Origin of the sequence: Bacterioplanoides sp. (genome assembly GCF_965226395.1) — a bacterium.
GTDB lineage: Bacteria > Pseudomonadota > Gammaproteobacteria > Pseudomonadales > Oceanobacteraceae > Bacterioplanoides.
The window spans coordinates 1255778-1279150 of the sequence record NZ_OZ245358.1 but is presented as its reverse complement, the minus strand read 5'-3'; the positions used below and the strand labels follow the sequence as shown (position 1 = coordinate 1279150).

Below are 23373 nucleotides of genomic sequence, written 5' to 3'. Positions count from 1 at the left end.
ATTACCTGCTCAGAGCAGATGCTGAAGATTAGTATTTATAAGCCTCTGGCTTATATGGCCCATCCACATCCACTGCGATGTAGTCAGCTTGTTCCTGAGTCAGCTTAGTGATCACACCGCCGAAGCCTTCAACCATATCTTTGGCCACTTCTTCGTCCAGCTTCTTCGGCAGAACCTTAACGTAGATGCCTTCTTTCTTCTCAGCTTCGCTCAGGTCAGCGAATTTTGCTTCGTACAGGTAGATCTGAGCCAGCACCTGGTTAGCAAAAGAGCCATCCATAATACGGCTTGGGTGACCCGTAGCGTTACCCAGGTTAACCAAACGACCTTCCGATAACAGAATCAGGTGATCGTTGGTGGCTTTATCACGAATCACTTTATGAACCTGAGGCTTAACCTCATCCCACTCCCAGTTTTCGCGCATGAACGCCGTGTCGATTTCGTTATCGAAGTGACCGATGTTACAAACAACCGCACCGCTCTTCAGCGCTTGCAGCATGTTTTTATCACACACGTTAACGTTACCCGTGGTGGTTACGATCAGATCGGTGTTGCCCAACAGAGTCTTATTGATGCCATCCAGCTCGCCAGTGTTTACACCATCAATGTATGGAGAAACCACTTCGAAGCCGTCCATGCACGCTTGCATCGCACAAATCGGATCCACTTCGGTCACTTTAACGATCATGCCTTCCTGACGCAGAGACGCAGCAGAACCTTTACCTACATCGCCGTAACCCACAACCAGTGCTTTTTTACCAGACAGCAGGTGGTCAGTACCACGCTTAATAGCATCGTTCAGCGAGTGACGACAGCCGTACTTGTTGTCGTTCTTAGACTTAGTGACCGCATCATTTACGTTGATCGCAGGCACTTTTAATTCGCCTTTGGTCAGCATATCTAACAGACGGTGAACACCGGTGGTGGTTTCTTCAGAAATACCGTGAATGCTGTTCAGCATCTCTGGGAAATCGTTGTGAACCATTTCAGTCAGGTCACCACCGTCATCCAGGATGATGTTGGCATCCCAAACCTGATCGCCATCTTTTTCAGACAGAATGGTTTGTTTGATGCACCACAGGAATTCTTCTTCGGTTTCACCTTTCCAGGCGAATACCGGGATGCCTGCTGCTGCGATAGCTGCTGCTGCGTGATCCTGAGTGGAGAAGATGTTGCAAGAAGACCAACGAACTTCAGCGCCTAAATCCACCAGAGTCTCAATCAGAACCGCGGTCTGAATGGTCATGTGGATACAGCCCATGATTTTTGCGTCTTTCAGCGGCTGGCTGGCTTTGTACTTACGACGCAGTGCCATCAGAGCTGGCATTTCGCCTTCGGCGATTTCAATTTCTTTACGGCCCCAGGCCGCGTCTTTAGCAAATTGCTCAGCGTCCTGAGCAGCTACTTTATAATCGGTAAAAGACATATTCTTTCCCTTGCACAGTGTGCTTTTAAGTATTAGTCAGGCGTTTTGGTTGTTTAGTCGATGACCTTCTATCGCAGGGACGCGATAGTAGAGCATACAAGGATGTACTTGCTGCGTGTCAGCGACTGAATATCCAAAACACCTCTTTTAATGAGTGAAACGTTTGAGACCTTAAACGCCCGCAGCCGCTTTTAATGCATCCACTTTGTCAGTACGTTCCCAGGTGAACGCGGTGAAGGTTTTGCTCTTCTTCTCGCCTTGGTCTTCGTACTCATAGGTGTCCTCAAATGGCTCACGACCAAAGTGACCATAAGCAGCCGTCAGCTGATACATCGGGTTCAGCAGTTCCAGCTGGTTCTGAATCGCGTAAGGGCGCAGATCGAAGACTTGGCGAATCACTTTTGCTAATTCAATATCGGAAATTTTACCAGTGCCAAACGTGTTCACTGAGATCGACGTTGGCTCCGCCACACCAATGGCGTAAGACACCTGAATCTCACACTTATCAGCCAGCTCAGCCGCAACAATATTCTTCGCCACATAACGGCCAATATAGGCAGCAGAACGGTCAACCTTGGATGGATCTTTACCAGAGAAAGCACCACCACCGTGACGTGCCATACCACCGTAGGTATCCACAATGATCTTACGACCAGTCAGGCCGGCATCACCCACTGGGCCGCCAATCACAAAGTTACCGGTTGGGTTGATGTGGTACAGCGTACCTTCGTGTAACCACTCGGCTGGCAGAACAGGCTTGATGATGTTTTCCAGAACTGCTTCACGCAGGTCTTCCAGAGAAATGCTTGGATCGTGCTGAGTCGACAGAACCACGGCATCTACTTTCGGGCTATCGCCTTCCCAGTTAATGGTTACCTGAGATTTGGCATCTGGACGTAACCAAGGCAGGGTGCCGTTGGTGCGCAGCTCAGACTGACGCTCTACCAGGCGGTGGGCGTAATAAACCGGCGCCGGCATCAGGCTTGGAGTTTCGTTGGTGGCATAACCGAACATCAGACCCTGGTCACCGGCACCCTGATCTTCAGGCTTAGCACGGTCAACACCCTGGTTGATATCCACCGACTGCTTACCAATACCGTTTAATACCGCACAGGTCGCACCATCAAAACCAACCTCAGAGCTGTTGTAACCAATGCCCGTAATAACATCACGAACGATGTCTTCCAGATCAACGTAGCAGGAAGTGGTTACTTCACCAGCCACCACCGCCATACCGGTTTTAACTAAGGTTTCTACTGCAACACGGGCATATGGGTCGCGGGCAATAATGGCATCCAGTACGGCATCAGAAATCTGGTCCGCGACTTTATCCGGGTGGCCTTCTGATACGGACTCAGAAGTAAAAATAGAATATTCACTCATGCTTTTCAGGCTCCGTTTTTTAAATCGTATTTGGGTTGTTCGTTACTGGTGAACTGCTTCATTACTCTTTATGAAACAAGCGGAACTGGATCTGAAACCCGTTCCGCAACCCGAGAAATTGACTAGGGCCTTCGGTTAAACCCGCTTCCCTGGCCCAAGCGGTTAAATCAGCCGGGTCAAACCCGAGCCATAAATCACCACAGGATTCCCGCGCCCAGGTTTGTTCGTGAGGGCACAGGTCGGTAATTAACAAGCTGCCGCCTTTGGTTAATAAACCGGCAACCTGCTGGAAAATCGTTTTGGGTGCGGGCACGTGGTGCAGCACCATATTAGCGGCGGCAAACTGATAGCCGCCTTTCTCATCATCTAGTTGGTCCGCCTCACCAAGCACACAGCGCACGTTCAGTAAGGACTGCTGATTCACCACCTGCTGCGTTAATGCCAACATATCAGGCGAAATATCTAACGCCGTTACCCGCTCAAAGTGCTGCGACAGAGCCGGGATAAAAGCACCTTCACCCGGGCCAATCTCCAGCGCCTGAGTGAGAGATGTCTGACCACTTGTCACTGAGTTAAGCAACTCATTGAGCGCTTCGCCATATTGATCGTGCGAGGCGATTAAATCCTGCTGCTCTTTAAAGTCTTCGGCATGGCGGGCAAAAAACTCAGCACAGGCCTGAGCACGCTCCTGCAACACTTCAGTCACCGCTGCCTGAACCTGAGCGTGGGCTTCATCTTCGCTGCCATCAATAGCCGAGAAGGTTGCGCTCAGCCACTGATTAAATGGCTCATTGCCCTGAATCAGTGGGCGACGATAAAAAATACTGTTGCCTTCGCGCTGGGTGCTGGCTAAACCAGCCTGGGCCAGAATCTTCAGGTGGTGGCTCATGCTCGACTGCTTAATATCAAACACTCGGCACAGCTCCAGCACACCAAAGGCACCTTGCCCCAGCAGCTTCAGAATACTCATTCGCAACGGATCACCCGCCGCCTTACAGGCCTTCGCCAGATCAGGCTGCTGAATCGTCGTTGTTGAAAATTGAGTACTCATAGATTGCATCATGCTGCGCAGTGTAGTGTGCTTTTTACTCTATATCAAATTTTTTCGATATAGATTTTTTGTGGAGTCTGGATGTTGATACAGATATCATAACAATCTCATAACAAAGGATTACGATATGTTACGGATGACTGTGTTGTCAGTACTTGTTTTACTCTGTGCCTGCAACTTTGTTCCAACTCTTTCTGAAGCGAGCGCATCAGAGCACTCGACTCATTTGCCGGTAAAGGTTCACTCTTTGCCTGTAAGCGGAGCAGGCTGGCTGATTACTGGAGCATCGGCTTCCATCAGTCAGTCATTACAAAAGGCCTACGCTCCTGAATTGGTGTTCCAGTCGAAGCATCCGATAACTGAAGAGTTCTTGGCTGACATCCAGTCTTTGCAATTAACCATCACCCGTAACCGGTCTTTATTTGGCAATGTTGCCGATGCTGATTGGCTTTTTTGCGGTCAGAGTATCACGCCTGATTATCAGAACCTTTCGCGCAAATGGTCCAAGGGGCAACAGCTGATCACTCTGAATTTTGAATTAAAAAACCATGATCGCTCTGTGGCTGACTGTACGCAGAAACTGCTGAGTTTGAAGTTGTATTTATATCCGGCAGATCGGCCTGTAAAAGCTGAGCTGTCTGACCCTGTTATTACCATTGGATGGATAGAGAAAGAATAATTATGAAGAAAATAATAGGCCTTACGTTGTTGACTTTATGTATGCAGGGATATGGTGCAGATATTTCAAGTCAATCAAAAAATAACAAGGTGACCAGTCCAAATCCATATTTGGCTTATTTGCCTAAATCCGTTAAACCAGATTACAACGGGTGGGAAAGAAAGTTAAAAGAGCAGAAAGAAAAGCGAAAGTTGTCTGCAAGACAGTCTTTTTCCCGGTTACTTGCAAATAGCCCGGCACCACTCAGTATTACTTCTGATAATACCAATATCGATATTAATTCCTCTCAATTGATTCCGCAATTAGGTACAGGAGAAGATCAATTTCAATATGCCATTGTATCAGGCACGTTTCCTGATCAATCCGGGGGTACTCTAACCCCGTATATTGATTTAAGACCAAATGAAGAAGATGGCGATATTGCTTCTGCTTTTGAGGTATCAATGCCAGCTCAAGGTGGCACAGATGTGTATCGTGGTGTTATTGGTGACGGAGAACTATCTGAAACAACGGGTGATTTTGATTTTCTGAAGATCTCCGGGTTGGTTGAAAACCAGGAATACACTTTTTATGTAGAGAGATTTTTCTCGGGACTAAGTCCGGATATTACAGTGTTCTCATCAACCGGGACTGTGTTAGGAGATAGCGTATTTTTTAATAACGGCAGACGTATAAATTTCGCCTCTTCAAATAATAGGGAGGTGTATTTAATGGTGCATGGGCGCGGTAGCTCGTTGTTAAACCCTTTTGATGCAGACTCCGGTTCCGGAGCTGTCTCGCAAGGTGATTATATTTTAAATTTGTATACCAATGGTTCTTCAGGAACCACCTTGTCTGTAATTGATGCTACGAATAATGAAGATGATGGTGACTTAAAAAAAGCGGGTGCTGCGAGTTTGCCTTCTTTGGATGTATCGTATCAGTATAATGCACAAATTGGTGATGGCCCTTATGGGTTGCTTGGTACGGGTTCAGGAGATTTTGATGTATATGCATTAGGTGAAATGGAGTCAGGGCAAGCTCTTACTATCGCTGTTAACACCCCTGCAAGTAGTTTAGATCCATATATTGAAATATATAACTCCAATGGCAATTTGGTCGCTGAAGATGATGATGGTGGGATTGGTTTTGACAGCTTATTAACCTTTACTGCTCCTGTTGCTGACCGTTATTTTGCCTTGATTAAATCCTTTGGTAGTTCACTGGGTAATGTATTTGATTCTTCTTCAGGAAACGGAGTTGGCAGAGAGGGCTCCTATGAATTAGTCCTAACACTAGCAAGGTTTCGCCCTATTGTTCCTGAAGAGCCAGATTATGATCCTGAGTACCAATATTTTTCTCTGAGTTTAAATGCGGGTGATATCGTTGAGGCTAGTGTTGATATCTCATTGGGTGGTTTTGATGTTGCATTACTTGATGATAATGATAGAACTGTAAACTACCTGTCTACATCTCTTTCTGAGATTTACCCGACGGACTCTCCTTTAGGTGGATTGCCGGGCGAAGGATATGTTCTGTATATGATTCCCGAAGATGGTGTTTATCACTTGAATTATGGAGCATTTACCCAAGGAGGGGATTATAGCGGACACGTTGCCCTATATCGGCCTTATCTTGAAACAGTAAATACCGATGATCACCAAACTATTTTTGTGGACTTTGATGGTGCTCTTATTAATGCACAAACTGTGTTCGATGATGAGTTTGCTAATGAGAATGCCAGCCTATCTCCGATAACGGACTTTTTATCGGACTGGGCATTGCTACCGGAACACGAAGATCAATTGATCGATGCCATTATGGAAGTTTTAAATTTTCAGTTGAATGAACATCTGGCAGAACAAGGAAATAATGAACACTTCACCATTACATTGCTGAACAGTAAAGACAACCTGGATCAATTCGGAGAGGAAAATGTCTCCAGGCTGATCATTGGCGGAAGCATTGATGAATTAGGAATATCAACAATCGGCCTGGCTCAATCAATCGATGTTGGTAATTTTGCTACTGGGGAAACTGGTGTTGTTTTATTAGATGTTTTAAGTGGTAGCCCTTTTGAGTATGGCGAAGATAGCGCTAATTATTATCAGGCGACAACCACAGACGATAAAATTTCTCTTATCGCAAGAATGGTAGGAACCATTGCCGCTCATGAAGCAGGCCACTTTTTAGGGAACTTTCATACCGATCAGTTTAATAATGTAATCAATATTATGGATCAGGGAGGAAACCCAAGACAGATTGCCGGTGTCAATGACGATGATGTTTATATCCCTGGCCAGTTTCCGATCCCTGTTTTTACTAGCGATGTCTATGTGCAAAATGAAGGAATCCTGGGAGTCGAAGATTCACTAAATACAACAGCATTTGCTTTAAGTCAGATGCCGAAAATTGATCCGGTTGATCCAGTTGATCCAGTTGATCCAGTTGATCCAGTTGATCCAGTTGATCCAGTTGATCCAGTTGATCCAGTTGATCCAGTTGATCCAGTTGATCCAGTTGATCCGGTTGATCCGGTTGATCCATCATCTCCGGCTACTGATCAAAACTCAGGTGGCGGTGGTAGTGGTGGCGGCACATTGTTCTGGCTGTTGCTGATGACTCCTTTTATAAGACGACAGAGCGCTGCATAACTTTTGATGTATTAACGACCCCGGCTTTTTAGTTGGGGTTTTTGCTATCAGGGTGTTAGCTTTAATTGATTTCTATAATTTATTGGCCGCTGATAAATTAAACATCAGATCAAACAGGAGATAACATCATGAAATTTGTTCAGTCTTATATCAGTGCCCAAGCTGCTATTCGTATTCATCAGCAGGTATCCCGTGATGTTGAGAGAAAGCAGGCAAAAGCACAGTGTGGTGAATGCAACTACGGGGATAACTACTACGGCGATCAGGTGTGCCTGAATAAAGCTCAGTAAAGATCGTTGTTCCCTGCGACAGCCCGTGCAACAGTACGGGCTGTTTTATCTGTGTGAATGGTATCGGTGTGAATGGGAGCAAGGTGTGTTGAAGTTTTTTTCAGGTGTGCTGGCGCTGGTTTTGGCAACGGGTTGCAGTGCGAATCAACAAACAGAAGTTTCAGGGGTCACTCAGAACGAAAAGCCAGCCCATCACGGTGACGGTGTTTTCCGTAACCTGTATCTGTCAGACGATGCTAAGCCCGGCACCTTCTCGTTTCTTAAAGCCCGCTTTTTTGATGAGCAGGACTGGCCACAGGAGCCGCAGAATTACAGTCAGTTCTGGCAGCCGACACCACCTGACGTCGTTCAGCATGCAGGATCATCACCACAAGCTACTCTGATTGGTCACTCCACCGTACTGTTGCAGTATCAGGGCATAACGATTCTGACAGACCCGATCTTTTCAGACCGGGCATCGCCCTTCAGTTTTGCCGGGCCCAAGCGTTACACCCAGACCTCGCTGAGTCTGGCGGATTTACCGGCGATTGATGCCGTGGTTATTTCCCATAATCACTATGATCATCTGGATGTTGAAACGGTACAGGCGCTGGGTAATAACACTTTATGGATTGTGCCTCTGGGGTTAAAAGACTGGTTCGCACAATTTGATGTCACCAATGTGGTTGAGCTGGACTGGTGGCAACACTATTTGCTCAAAGGTGTTGAAATTCAGGCGCTGCCGAGCCAGCACTGGTCGCGCCGTTCGATGTTTGATACCAATAAAAGTCTATGGGCATCCTGGGCTTTTAAATGGCCTGATTTTACGGCCTGGTTTGGTGGCGATACCGGTTATAACGACGTGCAGTTTAAAGAAATTGGTGATGCATTAGGGCAGGTTGATTTAGCCATGATCCCGATTGGTGCTTATGAGCCGCGCTGGTTTATGAAGTACCACCATGTTAATCCACATGAAGCGGTTAAAATATTTAAAGATATTAATGCACAATCTGCGTTTGGTATTCACTGGAATACCTTTGTATTAACCGCAGAAAATATCGACGAGCCGCCACTGGCACTATCACAGGCTTTGCAGCTGAATCAGATTAATCCAGATCGTTTTCAGGCCATTAATATTGGCGCTACCTGGACGGTTGATCAGTTGGCAGGTAATGCGACTGTTCCTGAATAACACACTTCGCCGTTCTGCCATAAACGCCATTCACCGCGTTGATAAATGTCCCAGGCTTCATCGCTGGTGAGTGGCTCAGTGGCAATGACACTCACCACATCATTGGGAGTCGTCTCCGACTCAAAATCAACCGTGACATCGGCATCTTTTAATTGTGCCGGGCCAAACGGTGCGCGCCGGGTAATGCTGGCTAGTTTGGTTGAGCAGAAAGTAAATAACCAATCACCGTTACTTAATAAACAATTAAAGACACCTTGTTTGGCATAAAACTGCGCTTTATCTGCCAGGGCCTCTGCTATGTCTTCGAGCTTCGCGGTACGTGATAAAGAGTGCCTCAGGTGATTCATTAAATCGCAAAAAATAGCTTCACTATCGGTATCACCAACGGCTTCATAAAATCCCTCTGGAGCAACAAAATCAGTAAGCTGGCCGTTGTGTGCAAATACCCAATACCGGCCCCAGAGTTCCCTGGTAAAAGGATGCGTATTCGCCAGGCAATTATGGCCCACATTGGCTTGCCTGATATGGCAGATTGCCGTTTCACTTTTGATCGGATGAGATTGCACCACGGTGGCAATTTCTGAGGAGGCACTGGCGCTGGACTCGTGAAAGGTTCGCACCCCTTTACCTTCATAAAATGCCACGCCCCAACCATCTGAATGAGGTCCGGTATCACCACCGCGACGGGTGAGGCCGGTAAAGCTAAAGCATAAATCGGTTGGCGTATTGGCGCTCATACCCAGTAGTTCGCACATCGTCTTGAGATTGTCCTCTTCGTTCTGATTGGTGTATCGCTAGATTATATTAGGATAGTGTAGATGATGAGCCACATGATAGTATCTGCGCCGCTTATTAAAACTAATAGACCTAATAATAAAGGGATTTTTCGATGTTAAAGCAGTTGTCTGTTGCAGTACTTTCTATGAGTATGCTTGCCTGTGGCGGAGGTTCTTCTTCTGGTGGCTCTGGTAGTAATGGCATTAGTCAGGAAATAAATCCATCTCTTTCTGGCCCAGCTTCTGCCCCTCAGTTATCAACCCTAAATGGCAATTTAAGTGATGGCTCGACCATTCCACTGAATACCGTTGTTAACTCGTCCATTCAAGCTGGTGCCGAACTTCAGTTTTCCTTTGTAGCTAGTGAGGATATGTTACTGGCGGTCGTATTGGATGGTGCTGATGCGAATGACAGTGACTTGGATTTAGTCGTAGATGGAGTTGAAAGCATTAATGGAGGTGCAAATGAAGCTGTTGTCATTCAGGTTATAATGGGAGAGACAGTTTCTATTGAACTGAAGTCTTTCAATGATAATGAGACCAGCTTTGAACTAACGGTTGTTCGCGCTAATCGAGAAAGTTTAAGACTTATGAACAACGAGTTTGTTGTTTTATCTGATGTTGTTGAAATTGAATCTTGCAATGACGGCGCGCCTCGCACACGTAATGATATAGCCGCGACAGTGTTTAATTTTTCAGAGGGTTATGCCAGAGAGTTAATGAGCTCTCGTCAAGACTTTGCAAGCTCGTCAACTGAGAATGCACTCAGGTTTACTTTTTCTGAGTCTGGTTCCGATGATGATGGTGATAGCTTTTCACAATCTGGTGACATCACTTATACGGTTGACGTAAATACCGGCGATGTTTCGGCATCTGGAACAAGTTCAGAAACCGAAGTATTTAATGGCCAGACAGATAGCTGTGCCTCAACACTCACAGCTACAGGAAATATCGTTCTCTGAAATCGAATTATCCATTAGAAAGGGCAGCAGGCCCTTTTTAATGGATGGTCATTTTAACCAATGGCGCTTTAATAGAGCGCTTTGTGATTAACGCGGCACCTTACGAATCCGGCCTTTCTCATCAATCGCAACATACACAAAGGTCGCATCCACGACTTTACGGCGCTGCTCTTCATTCGGATTTAACGTCCAGATTTCCACCTGAATCCGCACCGAGGATGTGCCAATTTCCAGCAGCTTGGTATAGATGCATACCGCCGCGCCAACCCGGATAGGGGACATAAAGGACAAGGATTCCATCGCAATATTGGCAATCCGGCCTTTGGCCAAACGGCTGACCACACTTTCTGCAGCGTGATCCATTTGTTTAACGACCCAACCACTGCTGATATCACCATGGATATTGGCTTCAGCGCGTGTTGGAATCACACGCATAGACAGCTCACCATCCGGTGTTGGGATATTATCTTCGGTTATTGAAGGTTCATGTGGACGCGATTCCATCGACTCAGACCTGATTGTGATTATTTTGTCGTGAGTTTACTGTTTTTTATACCGGCCGCCCAGCCATCCACCGCGTGATTACGGGTAACTCAGTATCGCAATAACGGTAATAATCCTGCTCTTAGCCATAAATCTGGTCTGGTAAGTAGGTCGCCATCTCCGGGAAGGCCGCCAATGCCATCAGAACCAGCAGCTGTATCACAATAAAAGGAATCACACCTTTGTAGAGAGTTTGGGTTTTGATGTCAGGCGGAGTGACCCCTCGCAGATAAAACAGAGCGAAACCAAATGGCGGAGTCAGGAAAGAGGTTTGCAGGTTAAGGGCGATCATAATGCCCAGCCATACCGGGTCGACGCCCATACTAAGCAATACCGGCGCAATAATCGGAACCACAACCAGCGTGATTTCAATAAAGTCGAGAATAAAGCCCAGCAAGAAGATAACTACCATCACCATTAACATGGCACCGAATACCCCACCCGGCATATCCGTGAAAGCGGAATGCACCAGCTCTTCACCGCCAAAGCCGCGGAATACCAGTGAAAATAATGCTGCGCCAATAAAAATCAGGAACACCATGCTGGTGACTTGTAGCGTGCTGTCCATCACTTCTTTTAAGCGCTTTAAATCAAATTCGCCATAACCGATGGCCAGCAAAGTAGCGCCCAATGCACCAATGCCGGCCGCTTCGGTTGGCGTGGCAATGCCGGTAAAAATTGCGCCCAGTACCATAAAAACCAACACCATCGGTGGTACCAGAGAGACCACTAAGCGGCCGAAAAATGCCCAGGAAAATGGTGGACGATCCTGAACTGCTGGTGCGGATTCGCCTTTAAACAGGGCAATTAAAATGATGTAGGCAAGGTAAGCCGTCACCAGTATCGCCCCGGGAATGACCGCGCCTAAAAACAGGTCGGCTACGGAAATGGTGTCGGGTGCGAAGATGCCCATATTCAGCTGAGCCTGTTGGTAGGCGCTGGATAACACGTCTCCCAGAATAATCAGGGCGGTGGACGGCGGGATAATCTGGCCCAGCGTACCCGTGGCACAAATAGTGCCAGTCGCTAATGATGGGCTATAGCCATTTTTAAGCATGGTCGGCAAAGAGATTAATCCCATCGTTACCACGGTTGCACCAATAATGCCGGTGCTGGCGGCCATCAGTGCGCCGACCAGAATAACGGATAACCCCAGCCCGCCACGTAACGAGCCATATAAAAACCCCATATTACGCAGTAATTGTTCCGCCACCCGGGATTTTTCCAACATCACTCCCATAAAAATAAATAAGGGAACGGCAGTTAAAATCTGATTCGACAAAATACCAAATAAGCGATTCGGTAAGGCGGATAAAAAGGCGCTGTCTAGCGTGTCGGTCAGTACACCAAAACCGGCAAACAATAGTGAAGTACCCGCCAGAGAAAACGCCACCGGAAATCCGGCCATTAATACCAGGCACACACAAACAAACAGAATCAGCGGCAACCACTCAACCATGATGAACCTCCTTGCTTGCTGTGTGAGTTTTTTGCACTGTTTCAGGCAGGAAGGTTCTGAGCAGCTCCGCAACCGCTTGTATTAACATCAACAGTGGCATCACCAGAATCAGAGTTTTTAATAAATAGACAAAAGGCAGGCCGCCGGCCTCCTGAGATTTTTCACCAATCTGCCAGGCAATGCTGACGTATTCCCAGCTGCTGTAGAGCATAAAAAGACAAACCGGAAATAATAAAAAAATGATTCCTAAGCGATCGACCCAATGCTGTTTTTGCCGTGACATGGAATGGTAAAACACATCAACCCGAACATGGCCGCCTTGCTGCCAGGTATAGGCGGCTCCCAGCATAAATAATGCCGCATGCAGGTACGAAACACTTTCCTGCAGGGCAACGGATGGCACATAAAATACATAGCGTAATGCCACCACCAGGCAGGTCAGAATAACCATCAGCAAGGCAAACCAACGCACGGTTTTACCCACGGTTTCGGTGAAGCGATCAATCAGGCGTATTTTTTCAAGCATATGCAGGGCTGGATCAATAGTAGTGAATTATTTCTTCTTTTTCTTTTTAGCGTCTTTGATGGGCAGGTCACCATCGAGGAAGCGCTGGGCTGCTTCTGCTGCATCTTTAACGCTGGTTGCAACGGCAATAACGTCACGCTGTTGCAGCTGGTTAACCAGACCTTCACCCAGAGCCGAAGCAATCAGCACATCAATTTTATCCACCGGGTGTGATTTTTCCGGATCAAATCCCTGCAGAATATAATCTTCACTGAATTTGATGTTTTCCTGCTCTAATACTTCAAAGCCATCGGTATCAAATAAAATAAAGGTGCGGCAGCGGCCTGGTTGTCCACATACCGTTTCGCCATTTAAGCTGGCAACAGCAATTTTCATAATTAATTCTCAAATAATCGGGTTATAGCAAAGCCGCTGTCAGTTGCAGTAGCACGAAAGCAAAAATACCAGCCAGCACATCATCAATCATGATGCCGAAGCCACCGTGTACTTTTTTATCTAACCATTGGATTGGCCAGGGCTTGAGGATGTCAAAAATACGGAACAGAACAAAGCCGTAGATTAACCAGCCGATGCCGTCAGGCAGCCACAAATAGGTAATCCACAAGCCAATCCATTCATCCCAGACGATGCCACCATGATCGTGGACACCCAGGTCGCGAGAGGTGTATTCACACACCATCACACCAAAGGCAAAACCAGCGATTAAGACATACAGATAGGGGAGGGTGGGAACTCCCTGTAACAGCAACAGCCATACCGGAATGGCTGCCACGGTGCCCCAGGTGCCGGGCGCTTTTTTCGGCAAACCTGAGCCTAAGCCAAAAGCGAACAGATGAATCGGGTTTTTCAGGTTCAGCCCTTTGAGGTCGGGGCGAGCGCTAAGATTGAGGCTTTGAAACAACACGGTATTTTCGCCTGGATAAAAAAGAGCTGCAGTGTAGCAGCTCTTGAGTAATCATCGCGAGTCGTGTGCGGTTTTATCCGGCTACAGCCTGGGTGGCTGATTGGGGCTGCGGCAGCTGGTCTTGCAGCTCATCCTGATTAAGCAACAACAGGTTGGGGTTGAGTTGCATCACCGTCACTGGCTCGCCATCCAGCTCTACGGCTTTTAGCCAGGCATGAGCAAAATGCGGCAGCAGCTCGTCCGAGCCGCTGTCCTGCTGCTCGGGGGAGCAACTGAAGACTTCACCAATATCATCGACCTTTAAGCCAATGACCTGGCTTTTATCATCCTGAATCATAATGACCGTTGGCCGGACACTTGAGCTGACCATATTCCTAGCATCGCTGAATAATGCCTGCAAGCGGGTCAGAGTAGTGCGTTTGTGCTCGGTTAAAATAGCCAGGGCGGCATCTGTCTCGCCAGCATCACGCATGGTCAGCAGTTCATGCGCTAAGGCATGAATACGCTGGTGTGGGATATCAAACTTCTCCAGCAATTGCGCCAGCGCTTCGTTATCGGTGTGAAAATGCTTGTACCAACGGCCAAAAGCACACTCGTTTGGATCTCTGGCTTTGGTAAATTCGCTGCCCTGGGTCAGGCTCTCTTCTAAAGCATCCAGCCAGTTAACGTGGTCCTGCTCGCGGGCATGCAGTAGCTCAACCAGTGCCTGGACCTCAGTTTGTGCTGAGTCCTGGCCAAGCAAATCAGCCAGCGACAACACCACACAAGCCTTGCCATCAAATTCAACCATATCGTGTTGCTGGCCGTCACCGAGGGCAACCCGGGTCAGTTTTAATGAGTTATCGGCGGTAATAAAACGCACGCTGGCAATGGGTACGGCGTAATGTTGCTGGCCATGCCGGAAACTGAGAAATTCCATAACGATTCACTGTCGTTGGATAAAGATGCCATCAGTATAGACGGCTCTGCTGCTTTGGCCGGGCCTATAGGGTATCGAGCGGGTCGATATCCAGATGCCAGCGAACCTTGTTAAAGCCTTTTTGTTGTTCCAGAAACTGCACCAGAGTCGCAGCAACCCGATGCAGGCTGGCACGCTCTTTGGCATACAATTGCAGCTGGTGGCGGAAGCGTCCGGCGCGACGCTCCATAATGGCCGGGAATGGCCCCAACAGATTCACGCCTTCCTGTTGCAGCTTTAACCCCTGATGATCATGGTACTGATGATGCTGGCGTTGCAGTTCCTGAATAAAGCCACGTGCTTGCTGCAGAAATTGCTGTGCCAGATGGCGGTCTTCACATTCGGCCCGTAACAGCGCCATAAAGCTGTAAGGCGGCAGCTGTTGTGCGTTGCGCTCCTGCAACATGGACAACGCCAGTGCGTGATAACCACTGTCGAGCAGCAGATTCAGCTGAGGGTGATCGGCATACAGAGTCTGAATCCATACTTCTCCCGGGGATTCAGCGCGCCCGGCACGTCCGGCAACTTGCAGAATCAGCTGGGCGCTGTGCTCCATGCCACGAAAGTCGGCGCTGAATAGCCCTGCATCGCTATCGAGGATGGTTACCATGGTCACATCGGGAAAGTGATGGCCTTTGGCTAACATTTGGGTGCCAACCAGAATGCAGGGGCCGCCGTTATGAATCTCATCGAATAAGGCATCAAAGGCCTGTTTGGTACGCACGCTGTCGCGGTCTACCCGGCGAATCGGGAAATCCGGGAATAGCTGTTCAAGTTGTTGTTCGATCCGTTCGGTGCCCTGACCCACGGCTTCAATTTTCGGGCTATGGCAGTCCGGGCAATGAGCCGGAATACCTTGCTGAAAATCACAATGATGGCAATGCAAATGCGCCGGATATTGATGCAGGGTTAAGCGCGCGTCACAACGGCGGCATTCCGCCATCCAGCCACACTGCTGGCAGGCCAGTAACGGCGCAAAACCCCGGCGATTAATAAACACCAGCACCTGTTTGCCGTTGCGCAAATGCTGCTGCATTTTGGCCAATACCGGTTGGGCAAAACCCGCGGTCAGCGGTTGATGCAAAATGCTGTGTAATTTCATCGCTGGTGGCTTGGCGTTACCGGCGCGGCGTAACAGCTTCAGATGCAGGTATTTGCCCGTCAGGGCGTTATGTAAGGTTTCTAATGACGGTGTCGCGGAGCCCAGTAGTACCGGAACCTGGGCTTTATGGCCTCGTACCAGAGCAAAATCCCGCGCCGAATAGCGTAAGCCATCCTGTTGCTTAAACGAGGCATCGTGCTCTTCGTCGAGAATAATAAGCCCTAAGTCAGGTAGCGGGGTAAAAACGGCAGAGCGGGTGCCAATCAGAATACGGGCAGCACCTTCACGACACTGACGCCAGCCTTGTAAGCGTTCACGATCGTTTAAACCGGAATGTAGCAACGCTACCGGCACGTTAAAGCGGGCACGAAAACGGCCAACCGTTTGGGGAGTTAAACCAATTTCCGGTACCAGTACCAGTACTTGTCGATTGTCTTGCAGCGCTGCGGCGATCAATTGCAGATAAACTTCGGTCTTGCCTGATCCGGTAACGCCCTCCAGCAAGCAGGGTTTGAAACTTCCCAAATGAGCACGAATGGCATCTACGCCTTTTTGTTGTTCGCTGTTGAGTGGTAGCGGTGCCGTGATGTGTTCTGCCATGGCAGGTGCTGGCAGCTGTTCACTTTCCTGAATCAAACCGAGTTCAGCCAGGCGCTTTAGTTGCGCTAAGGTAAAGCCACGAGTGGTCAGAGCTTTATGCGGCCATTGTGGCTGTTGCTGAAACAACTGCCACAACGACTGTTGCTTGACACCTTTCAGCTCAGGTGTTGTGCTGCTGGATTGCTTTTCCCAGACTTTCTCATCGGCTTCGGTCAGCTCACAACCCCGGCGCAACATGGTCGGCAGAGCCAGTTCCAGTACTTCCCCTAAACTATGATGGTAATAACCGGCCAGCCATTGGCACAAAGCCAGCGTGTGTTGATCCACCAGAGGCTGGTCATCCAGGCGTTGCAGCAGCGGCTTGAGTTTGTCGTGTGGAACATCCGTTTGTTCACTCGTTGTAATCACAATGCCGGTGAGCAATTGTGAGCCAAACCGGACTCTGGCCCGTTGGCCCGGTTGATAGCGATCGGCTGTTTCAGTGTTGGCGGGCAGGTAGTCAAAAAGCCTGCGTAACGGCACGGGAAGGGCGATGGTGACGACAAAAAAGGGCATGAAAACGCTTGCTGCTGACGGTGGCTCTGGTATTATGCGCGTCCCTTTTGCCCACGCAAGTGCGAAGGCAAATTTAACTACTTATATCAGTAGCGCGGTGCTGACAGAAGTGCTGTTAGTGGCGGCGTGAAGGTAAAGAGGCTTAATTATGCAAAACGATATTCAACCAGAATACGCGGAACTGAAAGCAACTTGCTCTTGCGGTAACGTTGTTGAAACCAAATCCACCAAGCCAGGTACTATGGCTCTGGACGTATGTTCTTCTTGCCACCCGTTCTACACTGGTAAGCAGAAAGTTCTGGATACCGGTGGTCGTATCGACAAGTTCAAGAAGCGTTTTGGTGCTTTCAAGAAGTAAGCAAAACGTTAAGAAAAACCCGCCACTTTGGTCATTACGATCTGGGTCGCGGGTTTTTTTGTGCCTGTGAGTTAGTCGAGTTGGTAATACGTTTTGTATTGTACAAAACGTATTACCTTTAAAATCAAAGGCTTATTAAGTTTCAGGTCGAATGCCTGAATGCTGCAGGCACAAAAAAGCCGAGCTAAATAGCCCGGCTTTTTGGAGACTTAATTGCTGAGCAATTATTACTCCACGATACCAGCTACAACGCCAGCACCTACAGTACGACCGCCTTCACGGATCGCAAAACGCAGACCTTCGTCCATCGCGATTGGTGCGATCAGAGTTACAGACAGAGTCACGTTGTCACCCGGCATTACCATTTCAACGCCTTCTGGCAGCTCAACAGCACCAGTCACGTCAGTGGTACGGAAGTAGAACTGTGGACGGTAACCTTTGAAGAATGGCGTGTGACGACCACCTTCATCTTTACCCAGTACGTATACTTCAGAAGTGAACTTGGTGTGAGGCGTGATAGAACCTGGCTTAGCCAGTACCTGACCACGCTCAACTTCGTCACGCTTAGTACCACGCAGCAGAACACCAACGTTCTCACCCGCACGGCCTTCGTCCAGGATCTTACGGAACATTTCTACACCAGTACAAGTAGTGGTAGTAGTTTCTTTGATACCGATGATCGCAACTTCTTCACCAGTATTGATGATGCCGCGCTCAACACGACCGGTTACAACAGTACCACGGCCTTGAATAGAGAATACGTCTTCGATTGGCATAATGAAGTCGCCGTCGATCGCACGCTCTGGCTCTGGGATGTATTCATCCAGAGTTTCTACCAGCTTCTTAACCGCGGTAGTACCCATTTCGTTGTCGTCTTCGCCGTTCAGGGCCATCAGAGCAGAACCTGGGATGATTGGCGTGTCGTCACCTGGGAAGTCGTATTCAGACAGCAGGTCACGCAGTTCCATTTCAACCAGTTCCAGCATCTCTGCGTATTCTTCAGAGTCTGCGCCGCCGCAGTCTTCAGCCAGCAGGTCAGCTTTGTTCAGGAATACTACGATGTAAGGTACACCAACCTGACGAGACAGCAGGATGTGCTCACGAGTCTGAGGCATTGGGCCGTCAGTAGAACCACATACCAGGATAGCGCCGTCCATCTGAGCAGCACCGGTGATCATGTTTTTAACATAATCCGCGTGTCCTGGGCAGTCTACGTGTGCGTAGTGACGGCTTGGGGATTCGTATTCAACGTGAGAAGTTGAGATGGTGATACCACGCTCACGCTCTTCTGGTGCGTTGTCGATACCTTCAAAAGCTACCAGTTCGCCGCCCCATACTTCTGCACATACGCGGGTCAGCGCTGCAGTCAGAGTGGTTTTACCATGGTCAACGTGACCAATGGTGCCTACGTTTACGTGCGGTTTGGAACGCTCAAACGTTTCCTTAGCCATAATTACAGCCCTCAAAACAATATAAGTATTAACTGAAACCCCAACCAAGTCAGACCACACCGGGTTTCCACACTTGTTTCAGGGCGAAATAAAGTGGGCAATATTAATGTTCTGGAGATGGGAGTCAATATCCCTGTTGAGAGGTTTGCTCCGCTGTCATATTGGCGTAACAGCAGAACGCCTTTTTAACGGGCTTGTTTAACCACCGTTTGAGCCATAAAACCGCTGCAAAACGGTGCTTTAAAACTGGCCGTTGCTAGCGAATGAAAATTGCCACACAAAGACAGTACCTTTCGGCGAGCAAACCTTGTAGAATGGCGCGCGATTTTGACCTTACCTTTTTGAGTAACGATATGACTGACTTAAGCAAATACAGAAATATCGGTATCTTCGCTCACGTTGATGCCGGTAAGACCACTACAACTGAGCGTATCCTGAAGCTCACTGGTAAGATCCACAAGACTGGTGAAGTTCACGATGGTGAATCCACCACTGACTTCATGGATCAGGAAGCTGAGCGTGGTATTACCATTCAGTCTGCAGCTGTTACCTGTGAATGGGCTGGTCACCGCCTGAACGTTATTGACACCCCTGGACACGTTGACTTCACCGTTGAAGTATATCGTTCCCTGAAAGTACTGGATGGTGGTGTTGGTGTATTCTGTGGTTCTGGTGGTGTTGAGCCTCAGTCTGAGACTAACTGGCGTTACGCGAACGAATCTGAAGTATCCCGTATCATCTTCGTGAACAAGCTGGACCGTCTGGGTGCCAACTTCTATCGCGTTGTTGATCAGGTTAAGAAAGTACTGGGCGCAAACCCACTGGTTATGGTTCTGCCAATCGGTGAGGAAGATGAGTTCGTCGGTGTTGTTGACCTACTGAGCCGTCAAGCGTTCGTATGGGACGATACTGGTCTGCCAGAGAACTTCGAAATCAAAGAAGTTCCTGAAGACATGAAAGACGACGTTGAAATGTACCGCGAGCAGCTGATTGAAACTGCTCTGGAACAAGACGAAGAGCTGATGATGGCTTACCTGGAAGAAGGTGAAGAGCCGTCAATGGACGACATCAAGCGTTGCATCCGTGAAGGTACCCGTAAGCTGGACTTCTTCCCAACTTACTGTGGTTCTGCATTCAAAAACAAAGGTGTTCAGCTGGTTCTGGACGCTGTTGTTGACTACCTGCCGTCGCCAACTGAAGTTGATCCTCAGCCTCTGACTGACGAAGAAGGTAACGAAACTGGCGAACACGCTATCGTTTCTGCTGATGAGCCACTGCGTGCTCTGGCATTTAAGATCATGGACGACCGTTTTGGCGCCCTGACCTTTATCCGTATCTACTCTGGTGTGATGAACAAGGGTGATACCGTACTGAACTCTGCTACCGGTAAAACTGAGCGTATCGGCCGTATGGTAGAAATGCAGGCAGACGACAAGTCTGAGCTGACTTCTGCACAAGCCGGTGACATCGTTGCTGTTGTTGGTATGAAGAACGTACAAACGGGCCACACTCTGTGTGATCCTAAGCACGAATGTACTCTGGAAGCCATGGTATTCCCAGAGCCAGTAATCTCTATCGCAGTTAAGCCGAAAGACAAAGGTGCTGTTGATAAGATGGGTGTTGCGATTGGTAAACTGGTTGCAGAAGATCCGTCTTTCCGCGTTGAAACTGACGAAGATTCCGGCGAAACCATCCTGAAAGGTATGGGTGAGCTGCACTTAGATATTAAAGTAGACATTCTGAAGCGTACTTACGGCGTTGAGCTGGAAGTAGGTGAGCCTCAGGTATCTTACCGTGAGACCATCACTCAGCCGATCGAAGACAGCTACACGCACAAGAAGCAGTCTGGTGGTTCTGGTCAGTACGGTAAGATCGACTACACCATGAAGCCAGGTGAGCCAGGTACTGGTTTCGTATTCACCACATCTGTTGTTGGTGGTAACGTTCCTAAGGAATTCTTCCCAGCCATCGAAAAAGGCTTCAAAGCTATGATGGCTGAAGGCCCTCTGGCTGGCTTCCCAGTGTTAGACGTTGAAATCGACGTACACGACGGTGGTTACCACGCGGTTGACTCCTCTGCTGTTGCATTCGAAATCGCTGCAAAAGGTGCATTCCGTCAGTCTATGCCGAAAGCAGGCGCACAGCTGCTGGAACCAATCATGAAGGTTGACGTATTCACTCCGGAAGACAACGTGGGTGATGTGATCGGTGACCTGAACCGTCGTCGCGGCATGATCAAAGACCAGGAAGCTGGCGTAACAGGTGTTCGTATTAAAGCAGACGTACCTCTGTCCGAGATGTTCGGCTACATTGGTCACCTGCGTACCATCACCTCTGGTCGTGGTCAGTTCTCTATGGAATTCAGCCACTACATGCCTTGCCCAATGAACATCGCAGAAACTGTGATGGCAGAAGCAAAAGCAGCTAAAGAAGCTAAGTAATTTTTAATTAATTACTAAGTGTGCTAAAAATAAACCCCAACTCTATTTTTTAGAATTGGGGTTTTTATTTGCCTATCAATTGTATAAAGGAATATTCAATGAAAATTCTTGTAGCTCTATTTTTATTCTCCTCTACTATGCACTTTTGCTATGCAGAGACAGTACTGTGTAAAGGGAAAGTCGATAAGATAGGCTTTCATGCAAGTAACCTGCTTATGTTAAAGCTAAGTAGTATGAATACAGGAGTAATTATTTGTAATACGGAGGAAGAGTTTACAGTACCTGGAACAGGGCATTCGACAGGGCCTGAAATGTGTAAGGCTCTACTCTCTATGTTAATGCATGCAAAAGCGGCTCAGATTGATATGGGTACTGTTTGGTTTGATGGCGATAATGTTCCTGCTGATTGTGAATCATGGAAACCTTGGGCACACGCTAATATCAGACACTTTATGTACTGATTCATTTGAAACGAAGTGATTTCAATTAATTACTGCTTGTGCTAAGAGTAATCCCTCTATTTTTAGAGTTGGGGTTTTTATTTCCCAACAATTATATAAAGGAATATTTAATGAAAGTTCTATAACCTTATTTTTACTTGCTCTTTCTGCGCAGTCTTATGCTGGAACACAGGCGGGAACGATAGATTATATTATTGTTCGAGCGAGTGATGGATTAGTTTATTTTGGTATGAAGGATGGTGAGAAAATAGATAGCCCTGCATGTGCCACTATTAGTTACTGGATGATTCGTGACGAAAACTCTAATTCTGGTAAACAGCAGTTATCTATGCTTTTGGCAGCTCATGCTGCGCAAAGATCTATTTCAGTGCATGGTATGAATACCTGTAACCGTTGGGGGGATGGGGAAGATGTTGATTACATTAGGTTGCGTTGATTATATATGATATCTACTACAGGGAATAAAATATGAAAATTATTATTAGTCTGCTTTTAATGATTTCAGCAACGGCTTACGCTGTTGATGGTAATTTAATTCAAGATACTTTCTTAGATAAATTAAATACGGCTGATGAGCGTGCTTGTGGCAAAGCTAGTTGTGAAAAATGTTTTAATATATCGCCTACATTCGACCGGCCGTGTTCAGACCAATTTGATTACCTTAACTTCTCTAATGTTAGAGACTCACTGAGCCTACCGTCTTTTCGTGCAGCCTGTACCTCTCACGATGCCTGTTATCAGGTAATCGGCCAAACTAAATCTCAGTGTGATCACCATTTCTTTAATGATATGTCTTCTGAATGTGCGGATGCTTATATTCGAGGATTCCCAGGGTGGGCCAGAGATATTGTTGATGGTTCAATTGGTGCAGTAAGAAATAGTGTTGCTGCACCGGTCCGAAATGCAATTAATCGGGCTTATTATCAGGCATCTGATAAGCCTGAACAGCGTTTTGCCACCTCAGCCCAATTTATCAAATTACCAAGCCCAAAAGATATCATTGATGATGTTAAGGATATTGTTGATGATGCCAAGGATACGGTTAGTGATGGATTAGCTGATCTTGAAGATCAATTCCGTGAAGAGGTAACCAATGTTGGCGATCAGCTGTCTGATGCTGCCTCTGGCTTTGATGATTCTCTTCGTCAGGAATTAGGAAATCTGGGTCCTTCACTTGATGATGGTGTCAGACGTTCTTATCAACAAATTTCAGATGGTTTGGCTGATTTAGATGATCAGCTGAGAGAGTTACTGTCACCAATTAATGTTGTTAAATATGCTATGTGCTTGGAAACTGCACATGTAATGACAACGGCAGTTGAGGTTTGGCCTGGTGCTCTGGAAGGCTTTGATTATTTGCAAGAGGACGCAGTAAATTATGTAACTGATCAGGTTAATGAACATGGCTGTTATGCTGGAGACTTACAAATTGTCAGTTCAAGACCAACGACAGCTACTATGATCCAGATTATTGAAGGAAGTTTTTCTGCGCAAAACCTGAACGTAAGTGTTACCCAGAGAGATCAATTGGTCAGTGATTGGCAGTCTGGTAATATTGATTTAAATGATGTGATTAAACAAGCACACCAGGCTCGTGTCGTAGTTGATCTTATTCCTATACTGGCGTTGCTGTAATCTTCATGC

Annotated in this window: 21 protein-coding genes; 9 read left to right on the top strand and 12 right to left on the bottom strand. The window is 47.5% G+C overall.

The genetic code is table 11. The features are described 5' to 3' along the window. Positions 1 to 28 precede the first annotated feature (28 nt). From ahcY to ACO05E_RS05860, 3 genes are all read right to left on the bottom strand, one after another. The gene (gene ahcY, locus ACO05E_RS05870; RefSeq protein ID WP_419812054.1) at positions 29 to 1426 is read right to left on the bottom strand and encodes an adenosylhomocysteinase; all 1398 of its coding nucleotides are present in this window, start codon (positions 1424 to 1426) and stop codon (positions 29 to 31) included. Positions 1427 to 1597: 171 nt separating this feature from the next. Then, positions 1598 to 2809: a methionine adenosyltransferase gene (gene metK / locus ACO05E_RS05865; protein ID WP_419812053.1), complete on the bottom strand. Its 1212-nt coding sequence runs from the start codon at positions 2807 to 2809 to the stop codon at positions 1598 to 1600. Between the two features lie 61 nt (positions 2810 to 2870). Then, complete coding sequence (locus ACO05E_RS05860) at positions 2871 to 3860, bottom strand: ArsR/SmtB family transcription factor (protein WP_419812052.1); 990 nt, start codon at positions 3858 to 3860, stop codon at positions 2871 to 2873. A 127-nt stretch (positions 3861 to 3987) separates the two neighbouring features. Between ACO05E_RS05860 and ACO05E_RS05855 the strand changes: the two genes are divergently transcribed. The 4 genes from ACO05E_RS05855 to ACO05E_RS05840 all read left to right on the top strand — a co-directional run bounded on the left by ACO05E_RS05855 (position 3988) and on the right by ACO05E_RS05840 (position 8633). Further along, positions 3988 to 4539, top strand: coding sequence for a hypothetical protein (locus ACO05E_RS05855; protein ID WP_419812051.1), 552 nt, complete (start codon positions 3988 to 3990; stop codon positions 4537 to 4539). A gap of 2 nt (positions 4540 to 4541) precedes the next feature. Beyond that, positions 4542 to 7172, top strand: coding sequence for a hypothetical protein (locus ACO05E_RS05850; RefSeq protein WP_419812050.1), 2631 nt, complete (start codon positions 4542 to 4544; stop codon positions 7170 to 7172). A 128-nt stretch (positions 7173 to 7300) separates the two neighbouring features. Next, a complete protein-coding gene (locus ACO05E_RS05845) occupies positions 7301 to 7462 on the top strand; it encodes a hypothetical protein (RefSeq protein WP_419812049.1) in 162 nt (53 codons plus the stop codon). 85 nt (positions 7463 to 7547) lie between these two features. Beyond that, positions 7548 to 8633: an MBL fold metallo-hydrolase gene (locus tag ACO05E_RS05840; RefSeq protein WP_419812048.1), complete on the top strand. Its 1086-nt coding sequence runs from the start codon at positions 7548 to 7550 to the stop codon at positions 8631 to 8633. Here ACO05E_RS05840 and ACO05E_RS05835 read toward each other — a convergent pair. After that, the gene (locus ACO05E_RS05835) at positions 8600 to 9388 is read right to left on the bottom strand and encodes a class II glutamine amidotransferase (protein WP_419812047.1); all 789 of its coding nucleotides are present in this window, start codon (positions 9386 to 9388) and stop codon (positions 8600 to 8602) included. The genes ACO05E_RS05840 and ACO05E_RS05835 overlap by 34 nt on opposite strands. A 134-nt stretch (positions 9389 to 9522) precedes the next feature. Between ACO05E_RS05835 and ACO05E_RS05830 the strand changes: the two genes are divergently transcribed. Beyond that, complete coding sequence (locus tag ACO05E_RS05830; RefSeq protein ID WP_419812046.1) at positions 9523 to 10371, top strand: hypothetical protein; 849 nt, start codon at positions 9523 to 9525, stop codon at positions 10369 to 10371. 87 nt (positions 10372 to 10458) lie between these two features. Here the strand turns inward: ACO05E_RS05830 and ACO05E_RS05825 are convergent, their stop codons facing one another. From ACO05E_RS05825 to ACO05E_RS05795, 7 genes are all read right to left on the bottom strand, one after another. Further along, a complete protein-coding gene (locus ACO05E_RS05825; protein WP_419812045.1) occupies positions 10459 to 10875 on the bottom strand; it encodes an acyl-CoA thioesterase in 417 nt (138 codons plus the stop codon). Between the two features lie 121 nt (positions 10876 to 10996). Then, a complete protein-coding gene (locus ACO05E_RS05820) occupies positions 10997 to 12373 on the bottom strand; it encodes a TRAP transporter large permease (protein WP_419812044.1) in 1377 nt (458 codons plus the stop codon). After that, complete coding sequence (locus tag ACO05E_RS05815; protein WP_419812043.1) at positions 12366 to 12899, bottom strand: TRAP transporter small permease subunit; 534 nt, start codon at positions 12897 to 12899, stop codon at positions 12366 to 12368. Before ACO05E_RS05815 ends, ACO05E_RS05820 begins: the two co-directional genes overlap by 8 nt. A gap of 27 nt (positions 12900 to 12926) precedes the next feature. After that, positions 12927 to 13274, bottom strand: coding sequence for a NifB/NifX family molybdenum-iron cluster-binding protein (locus ACO05E_RS05810; RefSeq protein WP_419812042.1), 348 nt, complete (start codon positions 13272 to 13274; stop codon positions 12927 to 12929). Positions 13275 to 13296: 22 nt separating this feature from the next. Continuing rightward, positions 13297 to 13803, bottom strand: coding sequence for a phosphatidylglycerophosphatase A (locus tag ACO05E_RS05805; RefSeq protein ID WP_419812041.1), 507 nt, complete (start codon positions 13801 to 13803; stop codon positions 13297 to 13299). A gap of 73 nt (positions 13804 to 13876) precedes the next feature. Then, positions 13877 to 14722, bottom strand: a complete 846-nt coding sequence (locus ACO05E_RS05800; RefSeq protein ID WP_419812040.1) for a CZB domain-containing protein — start codon at positions 14720 to 14722, stop codon at positions 13877 to 13879. 64 nt (positions 14723 to 14786) lie between these two features. After that, positions 14787 to 17018, bottom strand: coding sequence for a primosomal protein N' (locus ACO05E_RS05795; RefSeq protein ID WP_419812039.1), 2232 nt, complete (start codon positions 17016 to 17018; stop codon positions 14787 to 14789). A 148-nt stretch (positions 17019 to 17166) separates the two neighbouring features. Between ACO05E_RS05795 and rpmE the strand changes: the two genes are divergently transcribed. After that, on the top strand, positions 17167 to 17376 hold the full coding sequence (rpmE, locus tag ACO05E_RS05790; protein WP_419812037.1) for a 50S ribosomal protein L31: 210 nt from the start codon (positions 17167 to 17169) through the stop codon (positions 17374 to 17376). Positions 17377 to 17603: 227 nt separating this feature from the next. Here rpmE and tuf read toward each other — a convergent pair whose 3' ends face one another. After that, positions 17604 to 18827, bottom strand: coding sequence for an elongation factor Tu (tuf, locus tag ACO05E_RS05785; RefSeq protein ID WP_419812036.1), 1224 nt, complete (start codon positions 18825 to 18827; stop codon positions 17604 to 17606). Positions 18828 to 19180: 353 nt separating this feature from the next. On the opposite strand from tuf, the gene fusA reads away from it, so the two are divergent. The 3 genes from fusA (at position 19181) to ACO05E_RS05770 (ending at position 23364) form a co-directional block, all read left to right on the top strand. Then, positions 19181 to 21268, top strand: a complete 2088-nt coding sequence (gene fusA / locus ACO05E_RS05780; protein WP_419812035.1) for an elongation factor G — start codon at positions 19181 to 19183, stop codon at positions 21266 to 21268. A 98-nt stretch (positions 21269 to 21366) separates the two neighbouring features. After that, positions 21367 to 21729 (top strand): hypothetical protein, encoded by a 363-nt coding sequence (locus tag ACO05E_RS05775; RefSeq protein ID WP_419812034.1) that lies wholly within the window; start codon positions 21367 to 21369, stop codon positions 21727 to 21729. 468 nt (positions 21730 to 22197) lie between these two features. After that, on the top strand, positions 22198 to 23364 hold the full coding sequence (locus tag ACO05E_RS05770) for a hypothetical protein (RefSeq protein WP_419812033.1): 1167 nt from the start codon (positions 22198 to 22200) through the stop codon (positions 23362 to 23364). Positions 23365 to 23373: the final 9 nt, after the last annotated feature.

What these genes read in the sequence shown, in the direction of transcription:
- ahcY (WP_419812054.1), bottom strand. Translation starts at nt 1,426, where the DNA reads ATGTCTTTTACCGATTATAAAGTAGCTGCTCAGGACGCTGAGCAATTT.
- metK (WP_419812053.1), bottom strand. Translation starts at nt 2,809, where the DNA reads ATGAGTGAATATTCTATTTTTACTTCTGAGTCCGTATCAGAAGGCCAC.
- ACO05E_RS05860 (WP_419812052.1), bottom strand. Translation starts at nt 3,860, where the DNA reads ATGAGTACTCAATTTTCAACAACGACGATTCAGCAGCCTGATCTGGCG.
- ACO05E_RS05855 (WP_419812051.1), top strand. Translation starts at nt 3,988, where the DNA reads ATGTTACGGATGACTGTGTTGTCAGTACTTGTTTTACTCTGTGCCTGC.
- ACO05E_RS05850 (WP_419812050.1), top strand. Translation starts at nt 4,542, where the DNA reads ATGAAGAAAATAATAGGCCTTACGTTGTTGACTTTATGTATGCAGGGA.
- ACO05E_RS05845 (WP_419812049.1), top strand. Translation starts at nt 7,301, where the DNA reads ATGAAATTTGTTCAGTCTTATATCAGTGCCCAAGCTGCTATTCGTATT.
- ACO05E_RS05835 (WP_419812047.1), bottom strand. Translation starts at nt 9,388, where the DNA reads ATGTGCGAACTACTGGGTATGAGCGCCAATACGCCAACCGATTTATGC.
- ACO05E_RS05830 (WP_419812046.1), top strand. Translation starts at nt 9,523, where the DNA reads ATGTTAAAGCAGTTGTCTGTTGCAGTACTTTCTATGAGTATGCTTGCC.
- ACO05E_RS05825 (WP_419812045.1), bottom strand. Translation starts at nt 10,875, where the DNA reads ATGGAATCGCGTCCACATGAACCTTCAATAACCGAAGATAATATCCCA.
- ACO05E_RS05820 (WP_419812044.1), bottom strand. Translation starts at nt 12,373, where the DNA reads ATGGTTGAGTGGTTGCCGCTGATTCTGTTTGTTTGTGTGTGCCTGGTA.
- ACO05E_RS05815 (WP_419812043.1), bottom strand. Translation starts at nt 12,899, where the DNA reads ATGCTTGAAAAAATACGCCTGATTGATCGCTTCACCGAAACCGTGGGT.
- ACO05E_RS05810 (WP_419812042.1), bottom strand. Translation starts at nt 13,274, where the DNA reads ATGAAAATTGCTGTTGCCAGCTTAAATGGCGAAACGGTATGTGGACAA.
- ACO05E_RS05800 (WP_419812040.1), bottom strand. Translation starts at nt 14,722, where the DNA reads ATGGAATTTCTCAGTTTCCGGCATGGCCAGCAACATTACGCCGTACCC.
- ACO05E_RS05795 (WP_419812039.1), bottom strand. Translation starts at nt 17,018, where the DNA reads ATGCCCTTTTTTGTCGTCACCATCGCCCTTCCCGTGCCGTTACGCAGG.
- rpmE (WP_419812037.1), top strand. Translation starts at nt 17,167, where the DNA reads ATGCAAAACGATATTCAACCAGAATACGCGGAACTGAAAGCAACTTGC.
- tuf (WP_419812036.1), bottom strand. Translation starts at nt 18,827, where the DNA reads ATGGCTAAGGAAACGTTTGAGCGTTCCAAACCGCACGTAAACGTAGGC.
- fusA (WP_419812035.1), top strand. Translation starts at nt 19,181, where the DNA reads ATGACTGACTTAAGCAAATACAGAAATATCGGTATCTTCGCTCACGTT.
- ACO05E_RS05775 (WP_419812034.1), top strand. Translation starts at nt 21,367, where the DNA reads ATGAAAATTCTTGTAGCTCTATTTTTATTCTCCTCTACTATGCACTTT.
- ACO05E_RS05770 (WP_419812033.1), top strand. Translation starts at nt 22,198, where the DNA reads ATGAAAATTATTATTAGTCTGCTTTTAATGATTTCAGCAACGGCTTAC.